The 24,792-nt window shown below is 31.3% G+C and carries 24 protein-coding genes; 11 read left to right on the top strand and 13 right to left on the bottom strand.

All coding sequences use genetic code 11. The annotated features are described in order from the left end of the window. Positions 1 to 80 precede the first annotated feature (80 nt). The 6 genes from ACYSNX_RS08385 to ACYSNX_RS08360 all read right to left on the bottom strand — a co-directional run bounded on the left by ACYSNX_RS08385 (position 81) and on the right by ACYSNX_RS08360 (position 4,224). Positions 81 to 662 (bottom strand): hypothetical protein, encoded by a 582-nt coding sequence (locus ACYSNX_RS08385; RefSeq protein ID WP_461754229.1) that lies wholly within the window; start codon positions 660 to 662, stop codon positions 81 to 83. Between the two features lie 508 nt (positions 663 to 1,170). After that, positions 1,171 to 1,614: a carboxymuconolactone decarboxylase family protein gene (locus tag ACYSNX_RS08380; protein ID WP_461754228.1), complete on the bottom strand. Its 444-nt coding sequence runs from the start codon at positions 1,612 to 1,614 to the stop codon at positions 1,171 to 1,173. Between the two features lie 74 nt (positions 1,615 to 1,688). Next, positions 1,689 to 2,261, bottom strand: coding sequence for a Crp/Fnr family transcriptional regulator (locus tag ACYSNX_RS08375; protein ID WP_461754227.1), 573 nt, complete (start codon positions 2,259 to 2,261; stop codon positions 1,689 to 1,691). A 308-nt stretch (positions 2,262 to 2,569) separates the two neighbouring features. After that, positions 2,570 to 2,956, bottom strand: coding sequence for a hypothetical protein (locus ACYSNX_RS08370; RefSeq protein WP_461754226.1), 387 nt, complete (start codon positions 2,954 to 2,956; stop codon positions 2,570 to 2,572). Between the two features lie 176 nt (positions 2,957 to 3,132). Next, positions 3,133 to 3,576, bottom strand: a complete 444-nt coding sequence (locus ACYSNX_RS08365; protein ID WP_461754225.1) for a plastocyanin/azurin family copper-binding protein — start codon at positions 3,574 to 3,576, stop codon at positions 3,133 to 3,135. 66 nt (positions 3,577 to 3,642) lie between these two features. Beyond that, the gene (locus ACYSNX_RS08360; RefSeq protein WP_461754224.1) at positions 3,643 to 4,224 is read right to left on the bottom strand and encodes a DUF4142 domain-containing protein; all 582 of its coding nucleotides are present in this window, start codon (positions 4,222 to 4,224) and stop codon (positions 3,643 to 3,645) included. Between the two features lie 766 nt (positions 4,225 to 4,990). On the opposite strand from ACYSNX_RS08360, the gene ACYSNX_RS08355 reads away from it, so the two are divergent. The 3 genes from ACYSNX_RS08355 (at position 4,991) to ACYSNX_RS08345 (ending at position 7,658) form a co-directional block, all read left to right on the top strand. Beyond that, entirely contained in the window at positions 4,991 to 5,557 is a 567-nt protein-coding gene (locus tag ACYSNX_RS08355) for a zeta toxin family protein (protein WP_461754249.1), read from the top strand. Beyond that, positions 5,541 to 5,687 carry a hypothetical protein gene (locus tag ACYSNX_RS08350; protein WP_461754223.1) on the top strand — a complete coding sequence of 49 codons (147 nt, stop codon included), beginning with the start codon at positions 5,541 to 5,543 and terminating at the stop codon, positions 5,685 to 5,687. The genes ACYSNX_RS08355 and ACYSNX_RS08350 overlap by 17 nt, the downstream gene beginning before the upstream one ends. A 1,197-nt stretch (positions 5,688 to 6,884) precedes the next feature. Continuing rightward, on the top strand, positions 6,885 to 7,658 hold the full coding sequence (locus ACYSNX_RS08345) for a lysophospholipid acyltransferase family protein (protein WP_461754222.1): 774 nt from the start codon (positions 6,885 to 6,887) through the stop codon (positions 7,656 to 7,658). A 67-nt stretch (positions 7,659 to 7,725) separates the two neighbouring features. On the opposite strand, the gene ACYSNX_RS08340 is transcribed toward ACYSNX_RS08345, so the two are convergent. After that, complete coding sequence (locus tag ACYSNX_RS08340) at positions 7,726 to 8,142, bottom strand: S41 family peptidase (RefSeq protein ID WP_461754248.1); 417 nt, start codon at positions 8,140 to 8,142, stop codon at positions 7,726 to 7,728. A 135-nt stretch (positions 8,143 to 8,277) separates the two neighbouring features. Continuing rightward, positions 8,278 to 8,895, bottom strand: a complete 618-nt coding sequence (locus tag ACYSNX_RS08335) for a S41 family peptidase (RefSeq protein ID WP_461754221.1) — start codon at positions 8,893 to 8,895, stop codon at positions 8,278 to 8,280. A 313-nt stretch (positions 8,896 to 9,208) separates the two neighbouring features. Here ACYSNX_RS08335 and ACYSNX_RS08330 point away from each other — a divergent pair, with 313 nt between their 5' ends. Further along, positions 9,209 to 10,312, top strand: coding sequence for a hypothetical protein (locus ACYSNX_RS08330; protein WP_461754220.1), 1,104 nt, complete (start codon positions 9,209 to 9,211; stop codon positions 10,310 to 10,312). Positions 10,313 to 10,516: 204 nt separating this feature from the next. Then, positions 10,517 to 10,702 carry a hypothetical protein gene (locus ACYSNX_RS08325; protein ID WP_461754219.1) on the top strand — a complete coding sequence of 62 codons (186 nt, stop codon included), beginning with the start codon at positions 10,517 to 10,519 and terminating at the stop codon, positions 10,700 to 10,702. 198 nt (positions 10,703 to 10,900) lie between these two features. On the opposite strand, the gene ACYSNX_RS08320 is transcribed toward ACYSNX_RS08325, so the two are convergent. Beyond that, positions 10,901 to 11,125: a CDGSH iron-sulfur domain-containing protein gene (locus tag ACYSNX_RS08320; RefSeq protein ID WP_461754218.1), complete on the bottom strand. Its 225-nt coding sequence runs from the start codon at positions 11,123 to 11,125 to the stop codon at positions 10,901 to 10,903. A gap of 428 nt (positions 11,126 to 11,553) precedes the next feature. Between ACYSNX_RS08320 and bla the strand changes: the two genes are divergently transcribed. Continuing rightward, a complete protein-coding gene (bla, locus tag ACYSNX_RS08315) occupies positions 11,554 to 12,477 on the top strand; it encodes a class A beta-lactamase, subclass A2 (protein WP_461754217.1) in 924 nt (307 codons plus the stop codon). 312 nt (positions 12,478 to 12,789) lie between these two features. Here bla and ACYSNX_RS08310 read toward each other — a convergent pair whose 3' ends face one another. The 3 genes from ACYSNX_RS08310 to ACYSNX_RS08300 all read right to left on the bottom strand — a co-directional run bounded on the left by ACYSNX_RS08310 (position 12,790) and on the right by ACYSNX_RS08300 (position 16,206). After that, positions 12,790 to 13,485 (bottom strand): ABC transporter ATP-binding protein, encoded by a 696-nt coding sequence (locus tag ACYSNX_RS08310; protein WP_461754216.1) that lies wholly within the window; start codon positions 13,483 to 13,485, stop codon positions 12,790 to 12,792. A 6-nt stretch (positions 13,486 to 13,491) separates the two neighbouring features. Beyond that, positions 13,492 to 14,964: a DUF5687 family protein gene (locus ACYSNX_RS08305; RefSeq protein WP_461754215.1), complete on the bottom strand. Its 1,473-nt coding sequence runs from the start codon at positions 14,962 to 14,964 to the stop codon at positions 13,492 to 13,494. 393 nt (positions 14,965 to 15,357) lie between these two features. Next, positions 15,358 to 16,206 (bottom strand): hypothetical protein, encoded by an 849-nt coding sequence (locus tag ACYSNX_RS08300; protein WP_461754214.1) that lies wholly within the window; start codon positions 16,204 to 16,206, stop codon positions 15,358 to 15,360. A gap of 248 nt (positions 16,207 to 16,454) precedes the next feature. Between ACYSNX_RS08300 and ACYSNX_RS08295 the strand changes: the two genes are divergently transcribed. The 3 genes from ACYSNX_RS08295 (at position 16,455) to ACYSNX_RS08285 (ending at position 22,069) form a co-directional block, all read left to right on the top strand. After that, positions 16,455 to 18,128, top strand: a complete 1,674-nt coding sequence (locus ACYSNX_RS08295) for a hypothetical protein (RefSeq protein WP_461754213.1) — start codon at positions 16,455 to 16,457, stop codon at positions 18,126 to 18,128. A gap of 207 nt (positions 18,129 to 18,335) precedes the next feature. Beyond that, the gene (locus tag ACYSNX_RS08290) at positions 18,336 to 19,046 is read left to right on the top strand and encodes a LytR/AlgR family response regulator transcription factor (RefSeq protein ID WP_461754212.1); all 711 of its coding nucleotides are present in this window, start codon (positions 18,336 to 18,338) and stop codon (positions 19,044 to 19,046) included. Next, on the top strand, positions 19,043 to 22,069 hold the full coding sequence (locus ACYSNX_RS08285) for a sensor histidine kinase (protein ID WP_461754211.1): 3,027 nt from the start codon (positions 19,043 to 19,045) through the stop codon (positions 22,067 to 22,069). Before ACYSNX_RS08290 ends, ACYSNX_RS08285 begins: the two co-directional genes overlap by 4 nt. A 77-nt stretch (positions 22,070 to 22,146) precedes the next feature. On the opposite strand, the gene ACYSNX_RS08280 is transcribed toward ACYSNX_RS08285, so the two are convergent. Continuing rightward, positions 22,147 to 23,019: a toxin-antitoxin system YwqK family antitoxin gene (locus ACYSNX_RS08280; protein ID WP_461754210.1), complete on the bottom strand. Its 873-nt coding sequence runs from the start codon at positions 23,017 to 23,019 to the stop codon at positions 22,147 to 22,149. 326 nt (positions 23,020 to 23,345) lie between these two features. Between ACYSNX_RS08280 and pnuC the strand changes: the two genes are divergently transcribed. Both pnuC and ACYSNX_RS08270 read left to right on the top strand, forming a co-directional pair. Beyond that, complete coding sequence (pnuC, locus tag ACYSNX_RS08275; protein WP_461754247.1) at positions 23,346 to 23,945, top strand: nicotinamide riboside transporter PnuC; 600 nt, start codon at positions 23,346 to 23,348, stop codon at positions 23,943 to 23,945. A 180-nt stretch (positions 23,946 to 24,125) separates the two neighbouring features. Beyond that, the gene (locus ACYSNX_RS08270; protein ID WP_461754209.1) at positions 24,126 to 24,572 is read left to right on the top strand and encodes a KTSC domain-containing protein; all 447 of its coding nucleotides are present in this window, start codon (positions 24,126 to 24,128) and stop codon (positions 24,570 to 24,572) included. Positions 24,573 to 24,792 lie beyond the last annotated feature (220 nt).

The raw sequence follows: 24,792 nt of genomic DNA, 5'->3' as shown, positions 1-24,792 counted from the left end.
AAAATGGGAGAATAATAAGGAAGTCGTTAAAGTCCAAAAAAACTCTGTAATTCAATAAAATACAAGCTATAGGGGAGAACTTATTTTTTATAAGCTTTTATCTGGTTATACATCTGAATAATTGCTGACATCAATTTTTGGGAGGTTTGAAGCTGGAAAACCGCGATGTCTATGTTCTCCTGCATTTTAATGGAAGCCTTTTGTGTTTTTGGGCTGTCTTCTGTATGCTTATTAAATAGGTCTAATTCCTTTTTTAGAGCAAGAAAGTCCTTTACAATTGTTTTAGGGTTCTTAATTTTCAATTCTTCTAAAGTGGTTAGAAGCTCGAATAGTAGGTGGTAGGGGATTTTGTTTTTCTCAGCTAATTCTAAGAAAAAACTATCTCCTAATAATTTTGTGATTTCAATATCTAAAAAGGACATATTATTGTAAGTGAGTCCTATATTAGAATTTTTAATAGCTAAGATTTGTGTGTCAATATCACAAAGAGCATCATTCAAGCATGGAATAATAGTATTGTCGAAAATACTATAAAAAGAACTTTCTTTTCGAAGTAATTCCTTCTTTTTATTGGACCATGATTTTAGGTTATTGGTAAGTATAGTAAAGATGGATCCTGTGGCTCCAGCTAGTAAACTTATAAAAGTATCAAATTCAAACATATCTTTTCTTTAAAGAAGGTAAACACTCTATAGGACAAGGTAAAAAAACTAAAGCTTTAAAGACCTTATGCCTTTGGTCTAACTCTATTACTAATGTCTTTTTTTACTCTACCAACGATGGACTAATAAAAATAACACTTGTTTTATATTCTTACAAATTATCTGCCAAAAAGAGAGTTTGTTATCTTTGACTAAAATATATTTTTAAAAACGTTTCTTCTCTTCAAATAGAGTGAATTGTCTTAATTTGATTCTGTTTCCTTAAAGTAGGATTGGTTTTAATTAAGTACTTAGCATTAATCTCTCCAATCTTTTCTGCAATGGAAGTAATATACTTTAATATTTGGGGGGTATTTCATATGGTAGCTTCATTGATACTATCATTTGATACTACCATTTGATACTATCACAAATTTAATAACATAATTTTTAATTTAGATAGTATTATGCAAAGTGTTCTGTTATAAGTGGTTTGTATTTAGGATTTGACTATTGTAAGCAAGAGTATTTACTCTTGCTCTATTTGCATATGGGAACTCACTGCAATTCTATTCCACATATTAATGATGGTAATGGTCATAATAATTTGGGCGATGGTATTATCCTCGAAATGTTGTTTAGCTTTTTGATAGGTAACCTCCCTAAGACCTTGCTCACTAATTAAGGTGATTTCTTCTGTCATTTCAAGCAATACTTTTTCTTGGTCTGTAAATAAGTTGGTTTCTCTCCAAGCACTTAGAACAAATATCCTCTGTGTTGTTTCTCCATATTTTAAAGCGTCTTTTGTATGCATGTTGATACAATAAGCGCAACCATTTATCTGAGATGCTCGTATTTTGATTAACTCTTTTTGAATTTCACTAAGAGAAGTCTGTTTTAAATAATTTTCTAAGGCATACATGGCTTTGTATGCACTGCTTTCTAGTTGGGCGATGTTTATTCTTTGCTGCATAATTTTATTGTTTTATTAAGTAATAATCTACAGGCAAAGGTCTAAAATCGGAATCCTAAAAAACTTGAACTAGTTCAAGAAATACGCTTTTTTCTAATTTTACTTAAGTACTCCGAGCTAAGGCCAAGAAAGGAAGCTAATAAATATTGTGGTACTCTTTGTGTAAATTGGGGATAGTTTGCTTGAAAGTGTTCATAGAGCTCTTCCCTAGAAAAACTATAGAGCAATTTGATTCTATTTTGTGTAGCGCTATATGCCTGTTGGAAAACAAGATGAAAATACCTTTCCAATTCAGGAAGTTCTGCTAAAAGAAGCTTTTGGTTTTCAAAGGATAGTACTAAGACTTTTGTGTTTTCTACTGCTTGTATGCTATATTGGGAATTGCTTTTTGTAGTAAAAGCAGAAAAGTCCGTTGCCCACCAGTTTTCTAATGCAAAATCTACAGTTTGTAGGTTGCCATTTTCTTTTGTAAAGCAGATCTGCACTAGTCCTTCACAGATGAAAAACTTCTCTTTACAGCTACTACTTTCTCTAAGGAGAAATTCTTTTTTTTTAAAGGTTCTCCCTTCGAAAAACTCACCAATTCGCACTAGTTTTTCATCAGTAAGATTCAGGTATCTCTGTATATGAGCAGTAAGATTATCCATGGTGTAGAATTATTTAAGGAACATAAAAATAGCAAAATAAAAGCAATTCAATCACGAGCTATCTTCAAGGTAACTGGTCTTTTAAAAAAATACCCTAAGTAAGATTAGAAAGTATTGGCATAATAATCTCTTATAGAGCTCTACATAGCAGTAAGAGGTATTGCTTTAAATAGATAGATTTGATTTGAGAGTAAAATGGTGAAAAAAGCAAAGAGCTATACCCCGTGCTGTATAGCTCTTTTACTACGTGCAATATTGAAAAAAAATCCGAATGTGTTTTAAGAGGACATTAGTCTTCTAAAGCGGTTTTAATCGAGTTTAGCTTGAACAACATTTTGAAATGTTGGAAAATTCTCGGTTATAGATCCCGCTCCTTTTTTATTAATCTTAAAGGTAAGATCTTTTTCGGTAGTAAACAAAATTATTTGTAAAAAAGGTGTTCTTAAATGCTTAGTAACCACCTCTATAGCTTCCTCTAGGCTATACTCTGTTTCTATATCTTCTATTTCCTTAGGCGCATAGTGTAATTTTAAAAGAACTTTAAAGTCATTTGGAGCGTAAATTGGTCGAACAAAGATATTTTTCAATTCAGGCTTTCCAATTGTTTTTGCCATTGTTAATTTAGCAAAAGTTTTGTTTTCAATACTTTGCTTTAGTTCTTCTAAGAAGACATCGTATTCTTGTAGATAGCTCATTGGCATATGCTATAATTTTAGATAAAAATTAATATAGGTCAAAAGTACTATTTTTAATGTAGAACTTGCTTACAAAAGCAATTCTAAAAGCTGCAAGAGGGGATAAATTACTCCATAAGTACCTAATAGCTACCCATACTATAAAGTTATCTGCTAGAGGCTATCTTTATGCTCTGTTATTCTACAATTATCTTTCCTAACATGGTTGGGTGTAGATTACATTTATAATCAAAGCTTTGATCTACTTCCAACTGCCAAGATTGACGTGGTTTAAATACTCCGGAGTGTGGAAGCTTTGTATTAAAGGGAGTAACATCATGTTCTACAATGTCTTTATTGATCCATGTAACGGTTTGTCCTTTTTTGACTTTTAACTGAGCTGGTTCAAATTTCATTTGTTTAATAATTACAACTGCTTCTTGTGTGGTACTTTGGTTAGTAGAAGTGCCACCTGTTGTTGCATTGGTCTGAGGTGAACGTATTCTTTGCTGAGTAGTGGAGTGCTCTTGGTTTCTAGAGGTGTAATTTGGCTTTTTATTTGGTGAAGGGGCTTTATGTTCACTTTGACAAGAATATGCACCTACTACTAAAAAAAGTAGTATATATACTATCGTTTTCATTTTAAGAGTAGATTATATCATACTAAAAAATGAGCTTGTAATAGTTTTTTCTTTAGTACGATAGAGTTATTTTATTTGACCTTGTATTTGTTTGGCCATTTCTAAGTGGTGTTGAAAATTGGGAACTACTTGTATAAGAAGCTCTTTTAATTGAGTGTTTTGTGTATTAGGTATTAATGTATTCTCAAGAGTACTTATCACAAAGGTGTGATAATCGATTTCATTTTCGATATAGGCTGTGTCAAAGTTATCCGAAGACTCCAAAACTTGTAGCTCCTTTTTTGCTTTTTCTAATAAAGAAAGTGTAGTTGGATTTTCTTGTGGAGTAAGACTTAATTCACTAGCTAAGTCAACTGCTGCTTGAATTACGGATTGATGGTCGTTCTTCATAGTCTGTGCAAATTTTTCCACTTGAGGATTCTTTGTTTTCTTTAAAGCTAAATCCGCATAATTTATATCTACTTGGTTTGCAGTTATTGCTATGGATGCTATTTGAGCGTCAGAGAGCTGTGGGGTTACCTCCTTGTTTACCGTGGTTTGCTCCACTATAACTTCAGAAGTGGTAGTTTTTTTCTGACACCCTATAATTAACCCCAAGGATAAACCTAGTAGTACTACTAAGTTTAAAGTTTTATTAATAGGTTTCATAATATAAAGTTTTTAAGTATCTGTTTATGTGGTAGTTAGTTGTAAATTTACGAACAAAAGCATAGGTTTTCAAGTGATTAACAAGTTTTTAATGCCCTTAACTGAGTTAAACTTTCCTAGCAGTACCCTGTGTTAAAAGGCTTTTAGTGTTAAATTTTGGAGATTGTAGTAGCGTTAAGAGTACAATGTATTTAGTTTAAATTCTAAGAATTGAGACTATAGTGTATGAAACAATATCAAGTAAAGTATATATAGTGATAGGGTAAAACAGGATTAGTTGTAGTTGAGTATCTATATGACTAAAAAGGTCTTGGTTTCTCGTTTAATACAATAAGCTTTTTTTAATCTGCGATAAATAGGACATAGAATGGTTTAAGACAAAGAAATTATTGTAGAAGACATGATATTACACTTGCTATTTTTATCTTTTGGAGGATGAAATCCTATAAATATAGAGGATATCTATGGATATTCTATTTATACTTTTCCAATAGTAAGGCTACCTGCTTTGTGTTAATTAGTTTGGCTAAATGTAGCTACTCTTGATATAAATATCTACAGCTTTGCTAGAGTATCTATTTTTATTTTAAAAAACACATAAAAGGATTGAAATTTATAAACAGCTAGAAACTTGATTGTTATATGTTTTTCAAAAATAATTTTTTTCAATATAATTAAATGAAATAAATTTCTTACTTACAAAAGAATTGTGATCTTAATCAATAATTAGTTTAGCTTTGTATTAATGGAAGAGCAAAATTAATATATTATTACAGGTTGTAATGGTGCAGGGAAAACGACAGCCTCATTTACAATTCTTCCTGAAATTTTGAATTGTAAAGAGTTCGTCAACGCGGATGAAATTACAAAAGGATTATCTTCTTTTCAACCCGCAAAAGTAGCATTCGAAGTAGGGGAAATAATGTTGAGTAGAATTGAAAATCTATTCAAAAATGAAGAAAGTTTTGCATTTGAAACTACATTAGAGACGAAGTCTTATCGAAATAAAATCACTAAAGCAAAGAGATTTGGGTATCAAACTACGTTACTTTTTTTTGGGTTAAAGAATGTTGAACTAGCCAAAGAGCGTTTAAAAGGTAGAGTTCGCGAAGGCGGTCACAATATTCCTGAAGAGGTAGTCGAGAGAAGATACATAAATGGAATAATAAACTTATTTGATATTTATTTAAAGATAGTAGATCAAATCTTGATATTTGATAACTCCCAAGGACATCCAATTTTTATAGCTGAAAAAAATTTTGGAGAAGAAATTATTATTCATGATACAGAAAGGTATAATAAATTAAAACAATATTATGACACAAGAAGCTAAGAATATAAGAAAAATTAAAATTTTAGAAGGTCTTGATCTAGCATATAAAAAAATGATTAAGTTTAAAAGAGAAACTAACGGTGAAATTATTATCCTTCAAGATAATAAAATTGTAAAAGTAAAACCATAAATAAAATAAATGCTAATATCTTCCAACTGAAGGTCTTTGTAATATGTTCTTCAAAGACTAGGCTACATAGTAATGTTTTTTTCACATAAGGTATTGGTAATGTGTTTGTTAGGTTGCTTTAGTCTATTTTATATTTGTTGGTTTAGGTAAAATGATCTAGGTGGCTTTGTATCTTTAAACTGCTGGAGAAAAATTTATTTTTAGATGAATTGCAGTTTTAGTGTTCCTGAATTTATTAACAAGGGATACAAGTATGCTTATTAAGTTTTATAATTATAGTATAAGAGTCATGTGTTTTTTATTGTTCACTGATTAGGTGATTTGCAAGGTTGTTAAGCTATCCCTAAATAGTTTTAATACCTTATAGAAGTGTGAATTCTATAGCTCCTTTTTTACTGATTTACTAAGTGGGAGATAGCAGAATAGAATATTTTTTTTGCCTCTAATTGTAACGGCCTTTATTTTGTTTGTCGTCTTATCTTTTATAATATTATGGAATTTTTGTGCAGAACTCAAATAGTGAGTTCTTTAATCTAGTATTTTTTTAAAATACCTAGGATGCTATTGTTTAGGGAATATAAGGCTTTATGCTTTTCTTGATCTTATATCTTACAGATAAATAAGTGAATCAAAGTCTTTAATATTATTATATATAGATTGTTCTAAATTTTGGATCAAAATAAGAGATATTTTTACACTCTGAAGTAATTGAAGTCTAAAGTAAGTATCTAAACACAGCACAATATGTGGTTATTTGATTAGAAATAAAATAAATGGATTAGGAGGAATTTATAGTAGCTATTGGTGGAGTAAATTAGAAAATTAGTTTTCTAATTGTCGGTAAACGTTAAATTACTCGCAAAGTATTGGGTATAAGTAATAAAGTTAACTGTAGAATGTTATTTTTGTCTTTCTTAATACTTATTGACTTAGTATAAAAGGAAAAGTTAAGTAGTTGAATTCTTAGAGTGTAAATAATTGCATGTTAAAGATTTACCTAATACATCTTTTTATTGGATGTTTTATTCTAGGTCATTTAAGGTACATTTGGTAGAAAACGCCAGATGAAGTTTAGCTGTAAAAATAGGTATAAACTATCTATTGCATTTATTAGTTAAGGGGGTAGTTCTAATTAAGATGGCTACCTGTTAAGAAGTAGATAATCTACCTCTTTGCTCATTAAATACCATCTATATAATGCAATTTATTTATTCTAGTTTTGGCTTTGTATTAGCAAACATATTACGCTACCGTTGTAGCGTATCTCTTCAAAATATTACCAGATCTTTTCCTTTAGCTTCTTACGAGCAAATAACAACCTATCAAAAAGATTTCTATGGTTATTTAAGTAGAATGCTCTTTGAGGGGCTACGAATTACAAGACCTACTCTTCATGTAGAGAGGGACTCTTTAAAATTATTAGAGCAGATTCAGAAAGAAAATAAACATATTGTTCTTATTATGGGACATTATGGTAACTGGGAGATCTTATCGGAGTTGCCCCTAAGTGTTGATATGAAGGTGCAGGCTCTTTATAAGCCAATAAAGAACAAGTTTTGGAATCGCTTAATGAAATCTATTAGAGAAAGACACGGAGTGGAGCTTATTGCTTCAAATAATGCTCTTCGTACTTTAATCAAACAAAAAGATACTCCTGCTATAACTTTTTTTATCGCCGACCAGTTTCCAGGTGGAAGCAAGGGGCTTGTGGTGGACTTTTTAAGTCAACCAACACAAGTTCTAATGGGAGCCGAACATATTTCTAAGGTATTAGACGCCCATGTTTTATATGCTGAGGTATGTCCAAAAGATAGTCGTAGCTGGGAATTAAGAGTAGAAACTATTTGTAGCTCAGCCAAACAAACCGAATCAGGATTTATTTCCACTTCCTTCTTTTCAAAACTAGAAAAAAGTATACAAAAATTACCACATATTTGGCTTTGGACTCATAAAAGATGGAAGAAAAGATAAGATTTAACTTGGCTTTTCCATCTTTTAAAGCTTTTCTATTCCAACTTATTTTATCCGTCTTAGTGGACTAATTGCCTTTTTGAATTCGTTTGTTTTCAATAAGCTCAAGGGTGTAGTCTAATGGAGTGTCTTTGTGCGATAGGAAATCCTCTAAAGTAGAATGAACTTCAATATCAGGCATTATACCTCTATCTTTTATTTGGATGCTTCTTGGAAGTACATCATGAGTAATATTATCCACGCTAAAGCTTGTAATTATTTTAGAATATGGAAGTTTATAGTCTAAAGAGGTATGTCCATTTTGTCCATAATAACTTCCCATGGATTCTTCTCCAATGGTAATTGTTGAAGGCTCTGAGCTAAGCATAGCTGCAAATAAACTTGCTGCTGAGGCAACAGCTGGCGAGATAAGTAAATATATATCCCCTTGGAATGCATCTTTAGATGGTTCCCAGATTTGCATTTCATTCTGGTCTTCTCCTATATAGTATTGGTTGTCAATATTATGAGGAAATCTTTTTTGAAAGAGTTTATTGTATTTTCTAATGCCAAGTGGTCGTAGTATTTTTGGGGTAGGTACATCTAAATGGAAGATATAGGGAATCTTATAAAAGCTAATTCAGGCTGAGGTACTTTCTTGAAAGTTTCTTTTACTTAAAAAACTATACGTAAGTAAATCATTTGGATCAGTACCTCCATTATTATGTCGGATATCCACAATAAGGTTCTCTATACCTTTGTTTTTTAAGTCTTTAAAATTTTGTTCTAAGGAATTTTTATAGTCTAAGTGGTTTTGGGTGTGCTCATTACCTAAAGAGAAACTGTAAATGCTTAGTACTGCAGTTTTAGTATCTATATAGTCTAATCTGTATTTTTCACTATCCAGTAAATCTTTGTAGTAGATGCTATCTAAAGCAAGAGAATGTCTGTTATCAAAGTTGGAGTAATATTGATTATAACTAGTAGACTCTATTGATTTATGGACTAAAATATCATCGTTTGGTAGGGTATAAGTTACTAAAAAGGATTCTTTAGGACCATATTCGAAGCGGTAGAATTTTGCAAAGTGAGTTCTTAGACCAATTTGTTTTCCTGTTGTATTATCTTGATCTAAGTTTACAAAGAAAGCCTCTGGGTGATTTTGGCTAAAAATACTATTCCATGAATCACTAGATAGGGCAGGTAATGAGTAACTCTTATGAGTGTTACCACGAATATCTATTTGATCTTCCATCATACTAACTGTTCCATCTGCAACTAGGCTGCCTAAGACTATTGTCTTAGAAAGTTAGTTTGTAGTATTTTATGTAGAGCAATTTACGGGAAAACATTATAAAATGTAGTATAATCTTTCGCTCCAAGGAAATAGTGTTTATTTAATTGGGTATAAAAGAGAATATAAAAGTAAGTAAGACTATTATTTTTCTATTATTTAATTAATTTAGCCCAAATTTAACAAGAGGCTAAAGTGTACTATATAGGATTGTTATTGGGTATTTATTCGGTGATAATTTGTAGTACTACTACCTAAGGGCTAATTAATTGCTATAATGAGAAGAACAATTTTATTTTTAGGTTTAATCCTTTTCTTTCTAACTTCATGTAAAGAAGATAAGGCAAAGAATGTATCTCTTGACCAAGAGACGCAAGTTGAAAGTGAAGTAGAACTTGTAGGTACTTTAGATGAACTGCAGCAGGAGCAAGAAGTGGAACATTTCGATGTAATTGGAGAGTATAATGCCGATTTTGAATTATTTACTCTTACTGATTTAGAAGGATATTTAAATAGAAAAGCTGGATTTGTTTCTTTTTCGGATATTTATCCTCTAAGTGAACATCCAGATTCTTTAGCTGTGCCTATTATAAAGACAACTAATACAGATAGTCTGCAACATATCGTATTGGATGCAAAATATAGAGAAAGATTTTTTAATATAACAAAGATTTCACCAAAGGATAGTTTATTTATCTATGATTATCATAATGACACCCACCTTTCTTTTCCAATAGAAAAACTTGATGTGGTTGCTATCCTTAGTCCATATTCTGAGATAGGTGAAGATCAAAATGATCAATACGATTATATGATAGGATTTCAAATAGATAACAAGTCTTTAAATTCCTTAGAGGAAGACTATGCTACTACTTTTGTTAGTTTTGGTTCTCAGAGTCCTTTTGAAAGAGGTAAGATGAAAGCTATTATTTGGCAAGAGATGAATCAAAAAGATTTTCCAAGTCAAATAGGTCATTTACCGGAACTAGAACAACTAGATCTTCCTGGTAGCGGAATGGTATCTCAGGCTTATAGGTTTTCTACAAACAATATTAAGTTCTACCTTATGGATTATTTTCTACCAGAGAGTTCTTACGATATACAGCATAGGCATTTGGTACTTATAGATTCTAAAACTGGTAAACTTATTAGAAAGGAATTAATGAGTGTATCTGAAACCAAAAGCATCGCACCTGTTACAACCAATGCAAGTAGGCAAGAAGAGGATTGGGGATCAAAATTTCAATATACTGGAGTATTATTAAAAAATAAACCAGAGGTGTTATTTGGCTTTTATTGGGTTTCCTTTGGATGTGAAGCACTAGATTATTTACCTTCAAGCTATAACTATATTGCAATAAACTGTGATAATAGACATTAATTTAAGCTTCTGCGAACAAGTAAGACAATTAGGTTTATAGCCAAAGTATTTAATGGATCTGAAATTAAAGCAATGGAGTGTTTTGCCTATCCAAACTTTTTACTAGAAATAACAAGGGATTTTATCTTTTAAGTTATGTAATATTGTTTTTTATAGTAATAAGATTTATCTTGTATTATTACGATAAAATATAATAAACAAACTATGGAAAAACAAAATTTCACTTCAGCAGAGTCTTTAAATAATGGCGGTAATAGTACAGAAAAGAAAGAATATAAATATCTAGATGAGGATAATTACAAATCAATAGAGGGTGTCAATTTTACTGGAGATGGAGTAGGAGTGCTCTACGAAGGTCCACAGGAAGAATACATAGCACTAAAGAAATAATAACTACTTAATTGGTATTGCATGCAGGCGTTGAAGCTGTATAGTAATCATTATTAAAGAGTACATTGTCTTAGTGACTAGTTTTAATCAAGTAAAAAAATATCCCCCTTATAGTTAGGTATATAAAACCTAGCCATAAGGGGGATAATAGTATAAGGTAGAATTCTATGTTTTTACAAAAAAATTATTTCTATAAGTTTATGCTTTTTTAGGAGGTAAGTCAAATGCCTCTGCATTATGTACAAATTGTCCTTTATGAGCACCATCGCAAAATGGCATGTTCTTAGACAATCCACAACGACAGATAGAAACTACTGTTCTTCCTTGTAACCCATAAGCATTTCCATGTTTATCTACGATTTCAAAATCTCCTTCGATTTTTACCGATCCATTATCATTAATGGTAAGTTTTGTTTTTGACATATCTATAATTGTATTGAGTTTGAAGCAAAACTAAGGATAAAAAGAGCGATTTTTACATTGGTTGAGCTATTTAGAAGCGTTCCTTTTAAGTATGAAATTTACCTTAGCCATTCAAGCTATTTGTTTTGTATTTCTTCAAAGTAAATATGGCATTATTTAGCTTGAAGTGATAGACTTTCTCTTGCAGGTTTAATATGCCTAGTGGGTGTTTATAAAAAAAATAGAAATAAGAAAAAATAGCAATGTGGTAAATAGTTAATAGTTCAGAAGATAAATAGTCTGTTTATGTAATATTCAAGTTTAACTTTAGTGGAAAAGGGAAATAATACATTGTAATAACACATCTATTTTTTGAGTAATACCATTTATATAAGTAGTAACTTTGCAAGTTTTAAACCTGATAATTTGAATTATCTAAAATAGATTCCATGAAAAATTTAACGATAGTACTACTGAATATTTTATTGTGTGTTTCCACTGTGGTAAATGCTCAAAGCATTGAGAGACTACGTGAAGATATTAAAGCCTTAGCATTAACTAAGAATGCCCGTATTGGCGTAGCAATAAAGGGAGTTAATCCAATGGATTCTTTAAGCTTGCTCGGAGATAAGCACTTCCCAATGCAAAGTGTGTTTAAGTTTCCCATTGCTCTAACGATGCTGGCTGAAGTAGATAAGGGTAATTTTTCATTAGATCAAAAAATATATATTGCTAAAGAGAACTTATTACCAGGACTTTGGAGTCCAATAAGGGAAAAATATCCAGAGGGTGTAACCTTGCCCATTTCTGAAATATTGAACTATACAGTGAGCTCTAGTGATAATGTAGGATGTGATATACTATTGGAATTACTTGGTAAACCTCAAGTTGTGGAGTCTTTTATGCACAAAAAAGGTTTAAGAGATTTTGCGGTTAAAATTAATGAACAGGTTATGCAAAGTAACTGGGATCTACAATATTTAAATTGGACAACTCCAAAAGAAGCAAACAAGATGCTGGAAATGTTTTATGAAAATACAGACAACCAACTATCCTGGGTAAGTCATAATTTTATTTGGAATACGATGAAGGATACTGAATCGGGGGAAAATAGACTTAAAGGACAATTGCCTGAAGGAATTGTTGTGGCGCATAAGACAGGTTGGTCAGGAGTTAATAAACAAACAGGTATTTCTGCCGCTGTAAACGATATCGGTGTTGTTTTTTTAGAAAATGGCAGTTATTTTTATATAAGTGTTTTTATTACAGATTCAAAAGAAGACACACCCACCAATGAAAGAGTTATTGCAGATATAGCAAAATTAGCCTGGGATTATTTTAATAATAAAGATAAACAAATACCCAAGAACTAAGTAAGAGCTTTTGTTTATCACTGGTTTTACAGTACGTACGTCATGTTAAGTAGCAATATTTATATTTATTCTCTTTCAGAAATTACTCCAAAATAAGGGACTACCTAGTATAGAAAGGTTAGATTACTATTTTCTAACCTATTTTTTACTATAGTAGGTACTTCACTTATTATAAAACTAATTTCAATGGATTTTATCTAGTAGAGTACTATTGTTTATTCTACCATTAATGGGTATTTGAATTTTATTTTCGACTAATAGTTATATTTTATTCTATTTTTCTCTCTAATCCAAATGCGTAGACAAACAAAGTTATACGGCAAAAAAGCTTTCTAATTCTTGAAAACTACTATCCTTTACTAGTACATCTTTTAGCACGACTCCCTTATCAAGGGCTATTATTCTGTCCGATACCTCAAAGGTATGATTAAGGTCATGACTTGAGATGATAATGGTTGTTTGTCTGTCTTGCATTTTTTTATTTACAAGCTGTTTTAAACGCAATTGAGTAGTAGGGTCTAAATTGGCAAATGGCTCATCTAATACCACTAGTTTAGGATTGGCCATAAAAGCAGCTACTATACCTACTTTCTTTTGGTTTCCTTTGGAAAAATCACGTAGGTACTTCTTTTTGTTTAGTATTTCATCGTTGAAAAAGGAATCATATTCTAATAAGTAATCCCTTACTTGATCTTTGTTCATCCCTCTTAATTCTCCTACAAAATAGAAGTATTCCTCTGGAGTTAAATAACCAATTAAAAACGAATCATCGAAAAAAGAGCCTGTAAAGCTTTTCCATTCTTCGCTTTGATTCACTAAGAGATTATCGATTTTAATATCCCCTGTTGTGGGTTGGATTAAATCTAATAAAAGGCTTAAAAAGGTAGTTTTACCTGCCCCGTTATTACCAACTAAACCGATACTTTGACCTTTTTCTATATGTAAAGCCTCAATGTTTAAAACGCATTGGTGATTATAGGATTTTACTAAGTTATTTACTTGGATCATAAATGATTATTTTTTAAAAGCCGAAATGGCGCTATATTTTTCTTTTTTATAAATTTTTGCAATAAAGTCAAAGGCTTTGTTTTGGATAAACATACCGATGATTCCAATGATTATTAAGGCAGTAAATCCACCCCAAAACCCATAAAATAGGCTTCCTAAGTAGTAGACCACTAAAGGTAGAAGTAGTTTAGGCAAAGACAATAGGATGACCTGCAAGTTAAAAGCATTTTTATCGGCAAATACATTTTTGTTTGCCGTTAAATCCACAGGACTTTTTAGATATGCTCCAGCCCATAATACCATATAGGTGTTTACTCCTATGTTAAAGATTCCCATTGCCCAAATAAGGTAAAAGAGTTCCATACTTTTGAATATGTACAGAAAACTAGCAAAGCTAGATAGAGCAGTGGCTAATGCGATAATTAGCCATTTGGATTTTAAGTAGTCTTTATAAGTGATATTTTGAGTCATCATAAAGGGATAATAGGATGAATCCCAACTCGGGACATATTGTCCAAATAACATTAGAAAACCTCCCGATACAAAAAATGCAACTAGTATCATCATAAAGGCAGGATACTGATCATGGCTATTAGGTGTTAGCACTAGAAAGCCATAGAACATAAAAAACACACTCATGTATAGAGTTGTTTTGGCTCTTTTATTACGAAGTATTAGTCGAATGTCATTCTTCAAAAAAGTAGAATAGGTGCCAAAGTTATCTAGCCATTTTAATTCTATGGAAGATGCCTCTTGTACTTTGTTTTCTAGTACATTATCTAGATACATATTCTTTAGGTAGTACCTTATAGTAGCCTTATAGCTAAAGACTAGCCCCACTAATGGAATAAGTAGCAAGTAAGGATATAGATATACACTATATAGGATGTATTTACTATAGATAGTGATATCAAATAAATCGAAATAATGTATGGTAATTAGCAGTATTAAGATGGAAACTATACTGTAAAATACCTGCTTATAGGACTCCATTAAAATAAATACAAAGTTATTTACTAAGCTAAAGCTATATAGAGCAAGTGACCAGGCTATCACTGAAATAGCAGGGTATCCTTTAGTAAGGCTAACAATCATAAAAGGAATTACAAAGAATAGTTGAACTAGGTTAAAAGCACTTAAAAAGCGGCTATTAACATAAAACTCTACAATCTTTTTCTTTTTTATTGGTAGTACAAGCAGTGGAATTATATTACCTGTAGGAAGCTTTTGTAAGGCAAAACGCATTACCAATTCTAAGAAGATATAGTAGATCCAAAATCTACTCACTATTTCTATAGGACTCCCCCCTAAATTAGTGGACTCTTCAATAAAGTAATAACCTCCAATACCTAATGTTAAAAAAATAACAGCAAAATAGGCAATCCCCATCCATTTTAAAATGGTAATAAAAATACCTAGTTGCTGGTTCGATCCTCTATTTAATCTTTTGGCCTCTAAATTTGCTAATAACTTAAACATACTTTGTATAAACTTTATGTTGTGTAAGTTAGACGAAAGTTTTTTATTATTGTTACATTTTGGCTGTTAGATTTGTTTGTATGGCTGTTTTTTTCGTATTTAATTAATATAGTTAATAGTGAGTTAGTTTCGTTTAAAAGTATTTTTAGTTAAATTAACTTTAATATAAAGAGAGGCGTGGAGCAGTGGTACGTTAATATTATAGGATGTTTACGGTTTTTATCGTACTTTTTTTCGATAGATCTGTATAAGTAGCTTAACACTAAGCTAAAGTAAGTGCAAGGTAAAACAGTAAAAATAGGAGGACCTGTCTTTACTTTAGACTTCTTTTTTACATGCTTTTGATCTGTTGTATACCTTTACACTATGGATTTTAACCTGTGTTAAAGTGAATTATCCTTTTGTAGGAGTGTAGCTGTAAATTTGGTCTAATAGTGGTGAGGCTTGTACAGTAGCTTGAGTACCTGCTTTTTTTGGAGTACTACATGTTAAACCAAACCAGTCAGTAAATCGTTGAAAGCTGCGTAGTTCATAGCAGCAATGAAATAACCTGTTTGCCTCCGAGCTAGTTTCTCCCTCAAAGAATAGTGGAAAGTTATGGAATACAGCTAGGTATTTATCTGCGTAAAAAAGAGTAGATCTATTTTTCTTGCCGTATTTTAATAATAAAAAAATGGTATATAGATTACCTTGTTGGCCAATGGGATGGTCGGGATAGCCATCATTAAATGTCCAGTTAAACTTGAAACTAAACGTAGTTAGTATAAGTTCAAATAAGCCTGGTCTATCTAGAAGTAGTTTTTCTGCTTTTTTAGTTAAAGACAATTTACTTTGTCTTTTTTTTATTAATCCCGCAACTTCACAAACATATCTAGCACTTTGAATTTCGATGGAATCCTGCTCTCTATTGAGTTTAAATATCCCTTGTTCGATTAAATCTATCGGAAGAAGCTTATGGTTATATACCTCTACTACAACTTTTTTTTGTAAAGCACCTAATGGAGTTAGTTTAACCTGGTTTTCCCTTTGTAGGATTTTTAAAAGCTCTTCACACATTCTGAAAAATGGAACTTGATCTAATAAAGAACTGTCTATGCCCTTTTGCAGTTGGATGGGGCAATTTGGCCCAAAGGGATGATGAATTAATTCATGTAGTTCATATGGAGATAGTCCTGAAAAATCTTTTTGAGGCGTATTGTTTCGCTTAAAAATCGCATCTTTGATAGTGTCTTTATAATTCATTGTTCAATTAGTAACTAAGGATGTAAAGAAAAAATATTGCTTTGTAAAGCCCCTACTAAAGCAAATATCGTGTTTTTTTTTAAACTAGCAGAAGGAATTACATTTTGGAATATATACTAGATTATTTAGGCAATTTATGCTTTAGGTATCCAATAGTTATATTTTTTGTGTTAACAGTTGGCCTTCTTTTAAAATCTCTTAGTTGATAAAATTAATTATATTTGGTTATTCAAATTAAATAAGATAAAATGACTATTAGCCAATTCCTTAAAAGTGTTTCTAAAAAAGAATTAAGCCAAATAAACTCTTTACGAGTACGTGAATTAGAATGTGTAGCTAAAGGACATTGGATAGGTTTTGTAGATGATAAAGAGCACAGTTTCGATGTAAATATTTTTTTAAAAACGAGTAAAATTATTCAGACTACTTGTGATTGTGATCTATCTAAAACATCTTGTTTACATCGCATTGCTTTAATAATTGGTATAGATAATATTTTAAAAGGGCAAAAAAAAGAAGCACCTTTAGCCAAGAAAAAAAGGCCCTTAGTTAAGTTAACTCCTGCACAGAAGCTTTTACAAGAAAAAGACAAGGATTTAGTCTATGCATGGCTAGTGGATTTATTTGACAAAAATAAAGAAGTAGAACAGCATTTTATATTGAATTTTCAAGATAAACAGGCTATTTCTTATACAACTTCTTCGGTAGAGCAGATTATTGATAAGACCTTTAAAAGTGTAATAGGCAAACGAAAAACTGCCGATGCTACTTTGATTAAAAGTCTAGTGGATATGTTAGAATTGGCACTTGAACCAGTGCGTAATTACATAGCATTAAAGGTTTATACTAAAGAAGCTTTTGAACTATTTCACACAATTGGTGAACAAGTTAAACGCTTTAAATATAGCGTGAGCTTCACAAGTAAACGCACCGAAAAACTAGTAGAGAACATTGCTTTGTTTTATGCCCATTCTCTTTTGAACCTTAAAGATACTTCTTTAGTTGAAAATGCTCTTTTGCTTATATTTGAGGATGTATTCCAAGGATACGAACAGGATAGAGGAATGATTAACCTTATACTATTAAATAAAATATTAGAATCTCCTTCAAAGCACTACAAATACTTTTTGGATAAAGAAATGGTTATTGGTTTGCAAAAGTTTGGTTTGCAAAAACATTGCTTTGATTCAAAATTGATTTTTATGCTTTTAAATTATTTCATAAAAGAAGATCTTTTAAAAGATAACTATACTCTCTTTAAGCCTATTATCTATGAGAACAAATACAATCTAACTCTAATTGAGAGTCTATTGCCACTGGATAAAGAACTTGCACAGGCCTATGCTTTGGATTGTATTAGTAAAAATGTAAAAAAGGAGTACAATGTGGCTTACGAGCTTATCTTAAATAAGATTTATATAGATAGTCAAGATTATGAGGGACAAGCCCGCTTGGCAATGACTAATTTTAGCTCCGAAAGCCATATAGAAGATTACAAATTAATACGAGAATATTTTGGTGGTACACCAGAGTTTAAAAAATTTAGAACCCTGACGTTTTCGCGTTTGAGAAATAGTTTTTTATATACCCCTAATGCCTGTTTGTTGTACTTTCAGATCTTAGAATTAGATTTTGATTATAAAAGGATGATGGAGTTAATCGATCATAAAGTGAATTTCGATGTTGTTTTTGTTTTTGCTGAAGACTTAATGGGATTTGACAAGGATTTATTTTTAGACAAGGTGTTAACTGCAGGGCAATTTGGAACCTACGATATAGTACCCAGTGAAGCTTTGGCACATTTTATTGTGGACAATTATGAGCATAGAGCTTTAAGGTTACAATTACTGGTTAAAACTGGAAGTTTTCATAGTCTGAATAAGTGTATAGAAGGCATTTTAGCAGCAAAGCAACAAAAATAGAAGTCTTCCATTTTTTTCACAATTTAGAAGAAGAAATTACAGTGTTTTTTTAAAATATAAATATTTTAGTAGTTTTAGGTATGAATTCGCACTATGTGTCTTTTAGTGGGTCAAAAGTATTAGAAATTGTAGTTTTTTAGCTTTTAGATTTTAGTGGCTGAGTAAAACTTGATTATATTTGCCTTACACTTTACTTACAATTACCTTATGGAAGACTTAACCCTTGTTATCGTTGATGACGAGCCTAATAATAGGGCGCTAATACAAAAATACATTGAATTTTTATATCCTTTAAACACCCATATTTTTCATTTATGTGACTCGGTGCAATCTGCTATAGATGTTCTGGACAAACATAGAGCAGATATTGTATTTTTAGATATTGAAATGCCTGGTGAAAATGGGTTTGAACTTTTTAAACAAATAGATACAAGTGATTTCGAGGTTGTATTTGTAACGGCTTATGCAGAGCATATGTCTTACTCTGTAAATGAGCTAGGTTGTTTTGGTTATATTACCAAACCTATTGAAAGGGATAATCTAAAATATATTTTTAATCGTTACCAAGATAAGTACGAAAAAGAGAATTGCTTTCGTTTGATTTCTCATACCAACAATAAAAGGGAACTTATTCACTTGGATGAAATCATTTATTGTAAGGGAGAAGGAAGCTATTGTGCAATTGTTACCTCGAAGGAAAAGTACATCCAAAGTAAGACCTTAAAAGATATTAAAAAAAGACTTCCTGAAGATAAGTTCTTACGGGTACATAAAAGCTTTATTGTCAATTTAAATCACGTTAAAAACTATAGCAAAGAGCAAAAGCAGATTGAATTAAAAGTTCCATGCTCTGAAAGCTTGGAGGCTTTGCCTGTTTCAAAGACTTATAAGGATACGTTGGAAAAGCTAATCCTATGAAGTTAAAAATCTTGGTTGTATATTTATTACTCTTATTTTGCAGTCCTTTTGTGTATGCTCAGTTTATATTAAGTAAACAATATACTCTAAATGATGGTTTAATATCCAACGATATTAATAAGGTATTTATCGCCTCAAATAGCGATTTATACCTTGGTTCAAGCGCTGGGTTGATCAAAAAACAAATGGCCTTTTTTATACAAGAGCCCGTGAGTAAATCCTTAAAGTTTAATAATATTTTTGATATTGCAGAGGATTCAAACGGTGGTATATGGAGTGCTAGCTATGGGCAAGGAGTTTTGTATTTAAAAGCCAAGGAACATAAGCTTTTTGATAGGCAAACCGATTTAATATGTGATAGAGCCAGGACTCTTTTTTATTATAAGGATCATATTTATGTGGGAACCCAAAATGGGATTTCCATTATAAATACATTAGATCACAGTGTTGTAAATCCTACTTTCAACCAAGATACGGACTATTATTTTGAAGTAAGTGGTTTTTTCGAAAATAAAGGCGAAATATTTGCCACCACCATTAACGATGGAGTTTATTTAGTTAAGCCCGATTCCCTTGAAAAGGTTTTGGATACCAAAAAAATTCTTTCCTGTTATTCCGATGCTAATGCTATCTACTTGGGTACCCAAGATGGGCTTTTGCAGTTGTCTCCTGATAATTTAGAGTTAATACAGAAGTACGATTTAGACAATGTAAGGGATTACGTAGAAATTAATAGCCAAACCTATTTTTTAGCTGCTGGTGCTTACCAAAGTCAAGGGGGAATATTTAGCCTATGGGATAATGAGATACATAGCTTAAGCTCGCAGTTTTCCTTACCCTCTACTGGACTAAGTAGTATGGCCTTTGATTCTAAACATCATTTTCTATATATAAGCAGTAAGAATGCTGGATTTTTTCAAATTGATTTAAATGCTCCTGTGCGCCATGAACCATTAGATGGAGTAGTCTATACTATTGCTACTACAGATAAAGAGACTTTTGTGTTTGGCAAGGAGGGTTTAAGTGTTTTTGAAAAAAATCAAATTATAAAAAAAATTGATTTAAAGCAATTTAAAGATTTTCAAACCCAACACGCTTCAAAATATAGAGATAGAGCTACTATAGATGAGGATTTTTTTCCTATTGATTATTCTACTAATTGGCAGGATATTGTGTTTTATAGCTCTAAAATTCAGCAAAATAATCTTTGGGTTAGTTCCAATATTGGGCTATTTGAGATAAATATTACCACCAACAGAATTGCCAATTATTATCCTGTTCATACCTATGTATTTGATTTTTACAAGGATAATTTAATTATGGCAGTGCCCTATGGAGGTATTAGAATTTTTACCGATATCAAGAATTTTGAGTACATCTATTTTCACCATTGGGATAGTGAGCACCTAAGTGGAGAAATAACTAATATTCCCACAGAGGTTGTATCCATTGCTGTTGGAAGTAATGGAGTCTATTTTGGAACAGCTTTAAAAGGAGTATTTCATTATAGGGATGGTTATTTCACCTCTTGGTATGAAAAGGGAATTTTACAAGAGAAGAAAATAAAGAAAATTAGTATAACCCCTAATGAGCAGCTAATAGTTGCCACTGATTTTAACGATATTTATTCCATTAATACCATTTGGGATATAGAGGTGTTAGAGAAGCAAATACCCAAGCCCATTGTTGCGTATACTAAAGTAATAGGACATGATATAAGGTTTTTAGAACAAAAAGAAAATCTTTTGTTTGTAGGTACTAACTTAGGAGTTAATGCTTTTGTAGGGGAAAAACACTACTTTTTGGATCAAGAACAGGGAATTTTTGATAACAACCTTACTTGTGGTGTACAAGGAGGTAGTATACTTTACTTAGGAAGTTATAATGGTTTCTTTGAGGTAAATACTCTTTTCTTTGGTTCTATGAACTCCTTTGATTTTGATATTTCCTTAAGTGAGGTACTTGTTAACGATAAAGAATTCCCGTTTCAAGACTCCGGGTCTCAACAAAAAACCGCTAAGTTAGTACTTAATTCTCAGCAGAATAACGTAGTAATAAGCTTTATTACTAGAAGGTTTGAGTATCCAGATAAAATTAGTTTTCAATACCGCCTTATGCCAAGTGAGCCTTGGAAGCCTATTAAACAAAGCAATACTATTAGCTTATTTTACCTACATACAGGAGAGTATCATATTGAGTTAAAGGTTAGTGATCTAGCAAGTGGACAAGTTAAAGTGGTAGAGTTATTAGATCTTACCATTTCTCCTCCTTTTTATAAAACCTCTTGGTTTATAGTAAGTTGTTTTATACTTGTGTTTTGTGTTTTAGGGATTATTTATACAATTAGAATCTCCATTTTAACTAAAAAACAGAAAAGGCAACTTTATTACTTAACCCAAAAGAATATGGTTCAAGAAAAACAGCTTATACTAGAGAAACAATTAGCAGATGTGAAGCTTCAAGCTTTACAAAGCCAAATGAATTCTCATTTTTTGTTTAATGTTCTAAGTTCTATACAATTCTTTATCATTAGCAACGATGTGGATAAGGCCCTGTATTATATTGAGCGTTTTGCTAGCTTAATTCGTACAACTCTAACCTATTCGGATTACAAACAAGTTAACTTAAAACAAGAAATTGAGTACATAGAGAAGTACGTAGAAATTGAAAATATAAGAGTAAATAATAAGGTGAATTTTAAAGTAGAGATGGATAAGGATGCTGAGCCTACTAATATTTTTATTACCCCTATGTTATTGCAGCCTTTTGTGGAAAACTCTATCATACATGGATTTAAGAATACTGTAACTAATCCTACTATTACCTTAAAAGTAGTTCGATTAGCTCATTCTTGGCGCCTTATATTAACTGACAATGGGGTAGGGTTCAAACAAGGGAATTCTACCAAAAGGGTTTCAAAGGGAATTAGTATTATTCAACGCCGATTGGAGTTAACCAATAACAAAGACTCCTTGCGCATTGTTTCTAGTGACAAAGGGACTACCGTAGAAATTGATCTGTAAAAGGGAATATTTCTGGGGTTTTATGTTTATAAGGGGGCAATCGTTTTTTATAAAGGATAACGGTTTTTTAAAAAATACTAAAAATCCATATTAATAAATTCTTTGGTTCTTTCAACAATTTGCTCCATGTCTTGTGGGTTATCGCTATAGAAGATAATACCTTGAAGATTACCATTATAAAAGTATAGTTGACTAGCAAGGTCTTGTTTGGGTGTATAGGTATAAAGCATGCCTGTAAGCTTATCTTTATACATAGAATACAGGAATTTTAGATTGCCATTTGGATAATAGCCCTTTGTATTGGTTATATCATTAGTAACCTTTTTCTCATAGGCAAATTTACCATCAGGGTAATATCCCTGTTCTAGGCGAAGGGGCTTGTTAGCATTAAATGAGGAATAGGCTTTTAATGTTCCATCTTCATAATAAGCAGAAACACTTTTGGATAAGCTACCATTTTTAAAATCTGCTTTCAATTTATATTTTCCATTAGTGTAGTAATACTTAAATGGGCCATTTAATTTATTGTTTTTATAGACAAATTTATTTTCTTTTAATCCATTGTGGTCAAACTTAATATACTTTCCATGCCTTTGGCCTTTTTTGTATATAGTAGATGAGTATAATTGTTGATTTTCATCATAAAATCTTAATTTACCATGACGTAGATTATCTTTATACTTTTGAGTATACTTAATTTGTCCACAAGGGTAGTAATCGGTTGCTTTTCCGGTTATACGACCTCTTTTAAGTTGTACAAGCGATTTTCTATCTTTCTTGTTAGGGTAAAGTGTATATGCCTTGGAGCTATATAGTTTATTTGTATTAGGATAATAATAGCGATTTTCTATTTTTTGTAAAGAGTCTAGATTAACTGGATTATTTTGAGATAATAATGCAGAGGGTATATTAAGTAATAGGGTGAAAAAGAAGTATTGGAATAGTTTCATTATAAAGGTTTAGGTAGGATTTAAAAAACTAAGATACTTCTTTTCTTGGATGGATCCCCTTGATTATTAAAAAGGTTTGTTAGGTATTTTAGAATTAGATAAAAAAGGGGCTTTCCCTTATTTTACAGGTATCTCTTTACTTAAAAGATATATTTTATTTGTTTTATGTTTTTTAAATAGATTACCTTTAGACCTTGTTAAAAGGGGTGCTGTTATTTAATTAACGGCTGAGATGATACCCAGGGGTTTTTCCCCACACTTTTTAGATAATGCTAAAAAAGGAAGTTACTTCAATCATCTCATCATTTACTTATTTTAAAAGCTATATGATGATTCAAATTATCCAACAAATCTCTCTAGGGGAAGCCTTAGCAGTACTATTCTCCATTGTTCAAGTGACTTTAGCCACAAAGAACAACAGCAACACCTACTTATTTGGTATTGCCGGTATTTCTTTAAGCCTTTATGTTATGTTTAGCTCCAAACTCTACGCCGAGTTTGTATTAAATCTTTATTACTTAATCATGAGTATTTACGGATGGATATTTTGGCGTTATGGTAGCCATAAAAAGCAAAGTGAAATTTCCACCATCACAGGTAAAGAGCATTATATAGTTTGGGGTATTGTAGTAGGGACTTTCGTATTGTTTTATAATTTCTTGAGGTATTTTACCGATTCAGATGTTCCTATTTGGGATTCCTTAGTAAGCGCCTTTGCTTGGGCTGGTATGTGGCTTATGGCCAAGAGAAAAATTGAAAATTGGATTTTCTTAAATATCAGTAATATCATCTGTATTCCATTAATGATTCATAAAGACTTGTATTTATATGCCATATTAAATGTATTTTTATTTATAATGGCAGTGATTGGTTACTTTAAATGGCGCCGAATTTTACAAAGTACAAACAGTTTTGTAAAAGCTTAAGCTTTGATTAAAAACCAAGTAGCTTTATACTTTTACCTAAGTGGTGTTTTTGTTAGAAGTAGAGTAGGTTTTAAAAAAGTAGAAATGCAAAATAAAACTTAAATAAATTAATAATGAGATAGTTATGCTTTTATTTAAAATTTAATTACTACTTTTGCATCCCGAAATAAAAATAGATAAATGAAAAGAGTTGTTGAATACAGAAGACTTTTAGGAGTAGATAAAACTGCTACCTTACAAGAGTTAAAGACTATTTACAGAAATACAATGAAGGATTCGCATCCAGATAAATTTGCTAATGACGAGCAAGGATTGCAAGAAGCCGAGATTAAAAGTAAAGCTGTAATTGAGGCTTACCACTTTTTAGTAAGTATCAATCCAGAGACTCATCAAAATAATCAAGAAGTATATCAGGCTACTGTAGTAGAATCTGCTATTTTTGATTTTTACTTTGAAAAGCAAGTATTGAAGATTCAACACTTAAATGGTGTTACTTATGAATACTTAGGAGTTCCTAGAAACACTTACATCAAAATGGTAAATGCGGATTCCCCTACACGTTTTGCAAAAAGACATATTTATGGGAATTTTGTATTTAGAAAAAGTGCAGAAGATCAAATGGTATAAGTACCAATTTAAAAAATACTTTAAAAAGGGGCTGTCTCTAAAGAAAAAGAGACAGCCCTATTTTTTTGCATTTTACTTCTGTGTGATTTTCGATATTTTTCTAAATATGCGAAGCTCAGACATTGGAAAAATATATTTTCGGTATTTTGGTGTAAAAAGAGGCATTTTATGCCACTCTTTTTCTAATATTCTGTGCGATTGCCAATAATCCGAACTCTAA

This window comes from Myroides sp. LJL115 (assembly GCF_054871665.1).
This window is presented reverse-complemented; position numbering and strand designations above follow the sequence as displayed.

Bases quoted from the DNA above. Each gene is read 5' to 3' on its own strand.
- ACYSNX_RS08385 (WP_461754229.1), bottom strand. From the start codon at position 662: ATGTTTGAATTTGATACTTTTATAAGTTTACTAGCTGGAGCCACAGGA.
- ACYSNX_RS08380 (WP_461754228.1), bottom strand. From the start codon at position 1,614: ATGCAGCAAAGAATAAACATCGCCCAACTAGAAAGCAGTGCATACAAA.
- ACYSNX_RS08375 (WP_461754227.1), bottom strand. From the start codon at position 2,261: ATGGATAATCTTACTGCTCATATACAGAGATACCTGAATCTTACTGAT.
- ACYSNX_RS08370 (WP_461754226.1), bottom strand. From the start codon at position 2,956: ATGAGCTATCTACAAGAATACGATGTCTTCTTAGAAGAACTAAAGCAA.
- ACYSNX_RS08365 (WP_461754225.1), bottom strand. From the start codon at position 3,576: ATGAAAACGATAGTATATATACTACTTTTTTTAGTAGTAGGTGCATAT.
- ACYSNX_RS08360 (WP_461754224.1), bottom strand. From the start codon at position 4,224: ATGAAACCTATTAATAAAACTTTAAACTTAGTAGTACTACTAGGTTTA.
- ACYSNX_RS08350 (WP_461754223.1), top strand. From the start codon at position 5,541: ATGACACAAGAAGCTAAGAATATAAGAAAAATTAAAATTTTAGAAGGT.
- ACYSNX_RS08345 (WP_461754222.1), top strand. From the start codon at position 6,885: ATGCAATTTATTTATTCTAGTTTTGGCTTTGTATTAGCAAACATATTA.
- ACYSNX_RS08335 (WP_461754221.1), bottom strand. From the start codon at position 8,895: ATGATGGAAGATCAAATAGATATTCGTGGTAACACTCATAAGAGTTAC.
- ACYSNX_RS08330 (WP_461754220.1), top strand. From the start codon at position 9,209: ATGAGAAGAACAATTTTATTTTTAGGTTTAATCCTTTTCTTTCTAACT.
- ACYSNX_RS08325 (WP_461754219.1), top strand. From the start codon at position 10,517: ATGGAAAAACAAAATTTCACTTCAGCAGAGTCTTTAAATAATGGCGGT.
- ACYSNX_RS08320 (WP_461754218.1), bottom strand. From the start codon at position 11,125: ATGTCAAAAACAAAACTTACCATTAATGATAATGGATCGGTAAAAATC.
- bla (WP_461754217.1), top strand. From the start codon at position 11,554: ATGAAAAATTTAACGATAGTACTACTGAATATTTTATTGTGTGTTTCC.
- ACYSNX_RS08310 (WP_461754216.1), bottom strand. From the start codon at position 13,485: ATGATCCAAGTAAATAACTTAGTAAAATCCTATAATCACCAATGCGTT.
- ACYSNX_RS08305 (WP_461754215.1), bottom strand. From the start codon at position 14,964: ATGTTTAAGTTATTAGCAAATTTAGAGGCCAAAAGATTAAATAGAGGA.
- ACYSNX_RS08300 (WP_461754214.1), bottom strand. From the start codon at position 16,206: ATGAATTATAAAGACACTATCAAAGATGCGATTTTTAAGCGAAACAAT.
- ACYSNX_RS08295 (WP_461754213.1), top strand. From the start codon at position 16,455: ATGACTATTAGCCAATTCCTTAAAAGTGTTTCTAAAAAAGAATTAAGC.
- ACYSNX_RS08290 (WP_461754212.1), top strand. From the start codon at position 18,336: ATGGAAGACTTAACCCTTGTTATCGTTGATGACGAGCCTAATAATAGG.
- ACYSNX_RS08285 (WP_461754211.1), top strand. From the start codon at position 19,043: ATGAAGTTAAAAATCTTGGTTGTATATTTATTACTCTTATTTTGCAGT.
- ACYSNX_RS08280 (WP_461754210.1), bottom strand. From the start codon at position 23,019: ATGAAACTATTCCAATACTTCTTTTTCACCCTATTACTTAATATACCC.
- pnuC (WP_461754247.1), top strand. From the start codon at position 23,346: ATGATGATTCAAATTATCCAACAAATCTCTCTAGGGGAAGCCTTAGCA.
- ACYSNX_RS08270 (WP_461754209.1), top strand. From the start codon at position 24,126: ATGAAAAGAGTTGTTGAATACAGAAGACTTTTAGGAGTAGATAAAACT.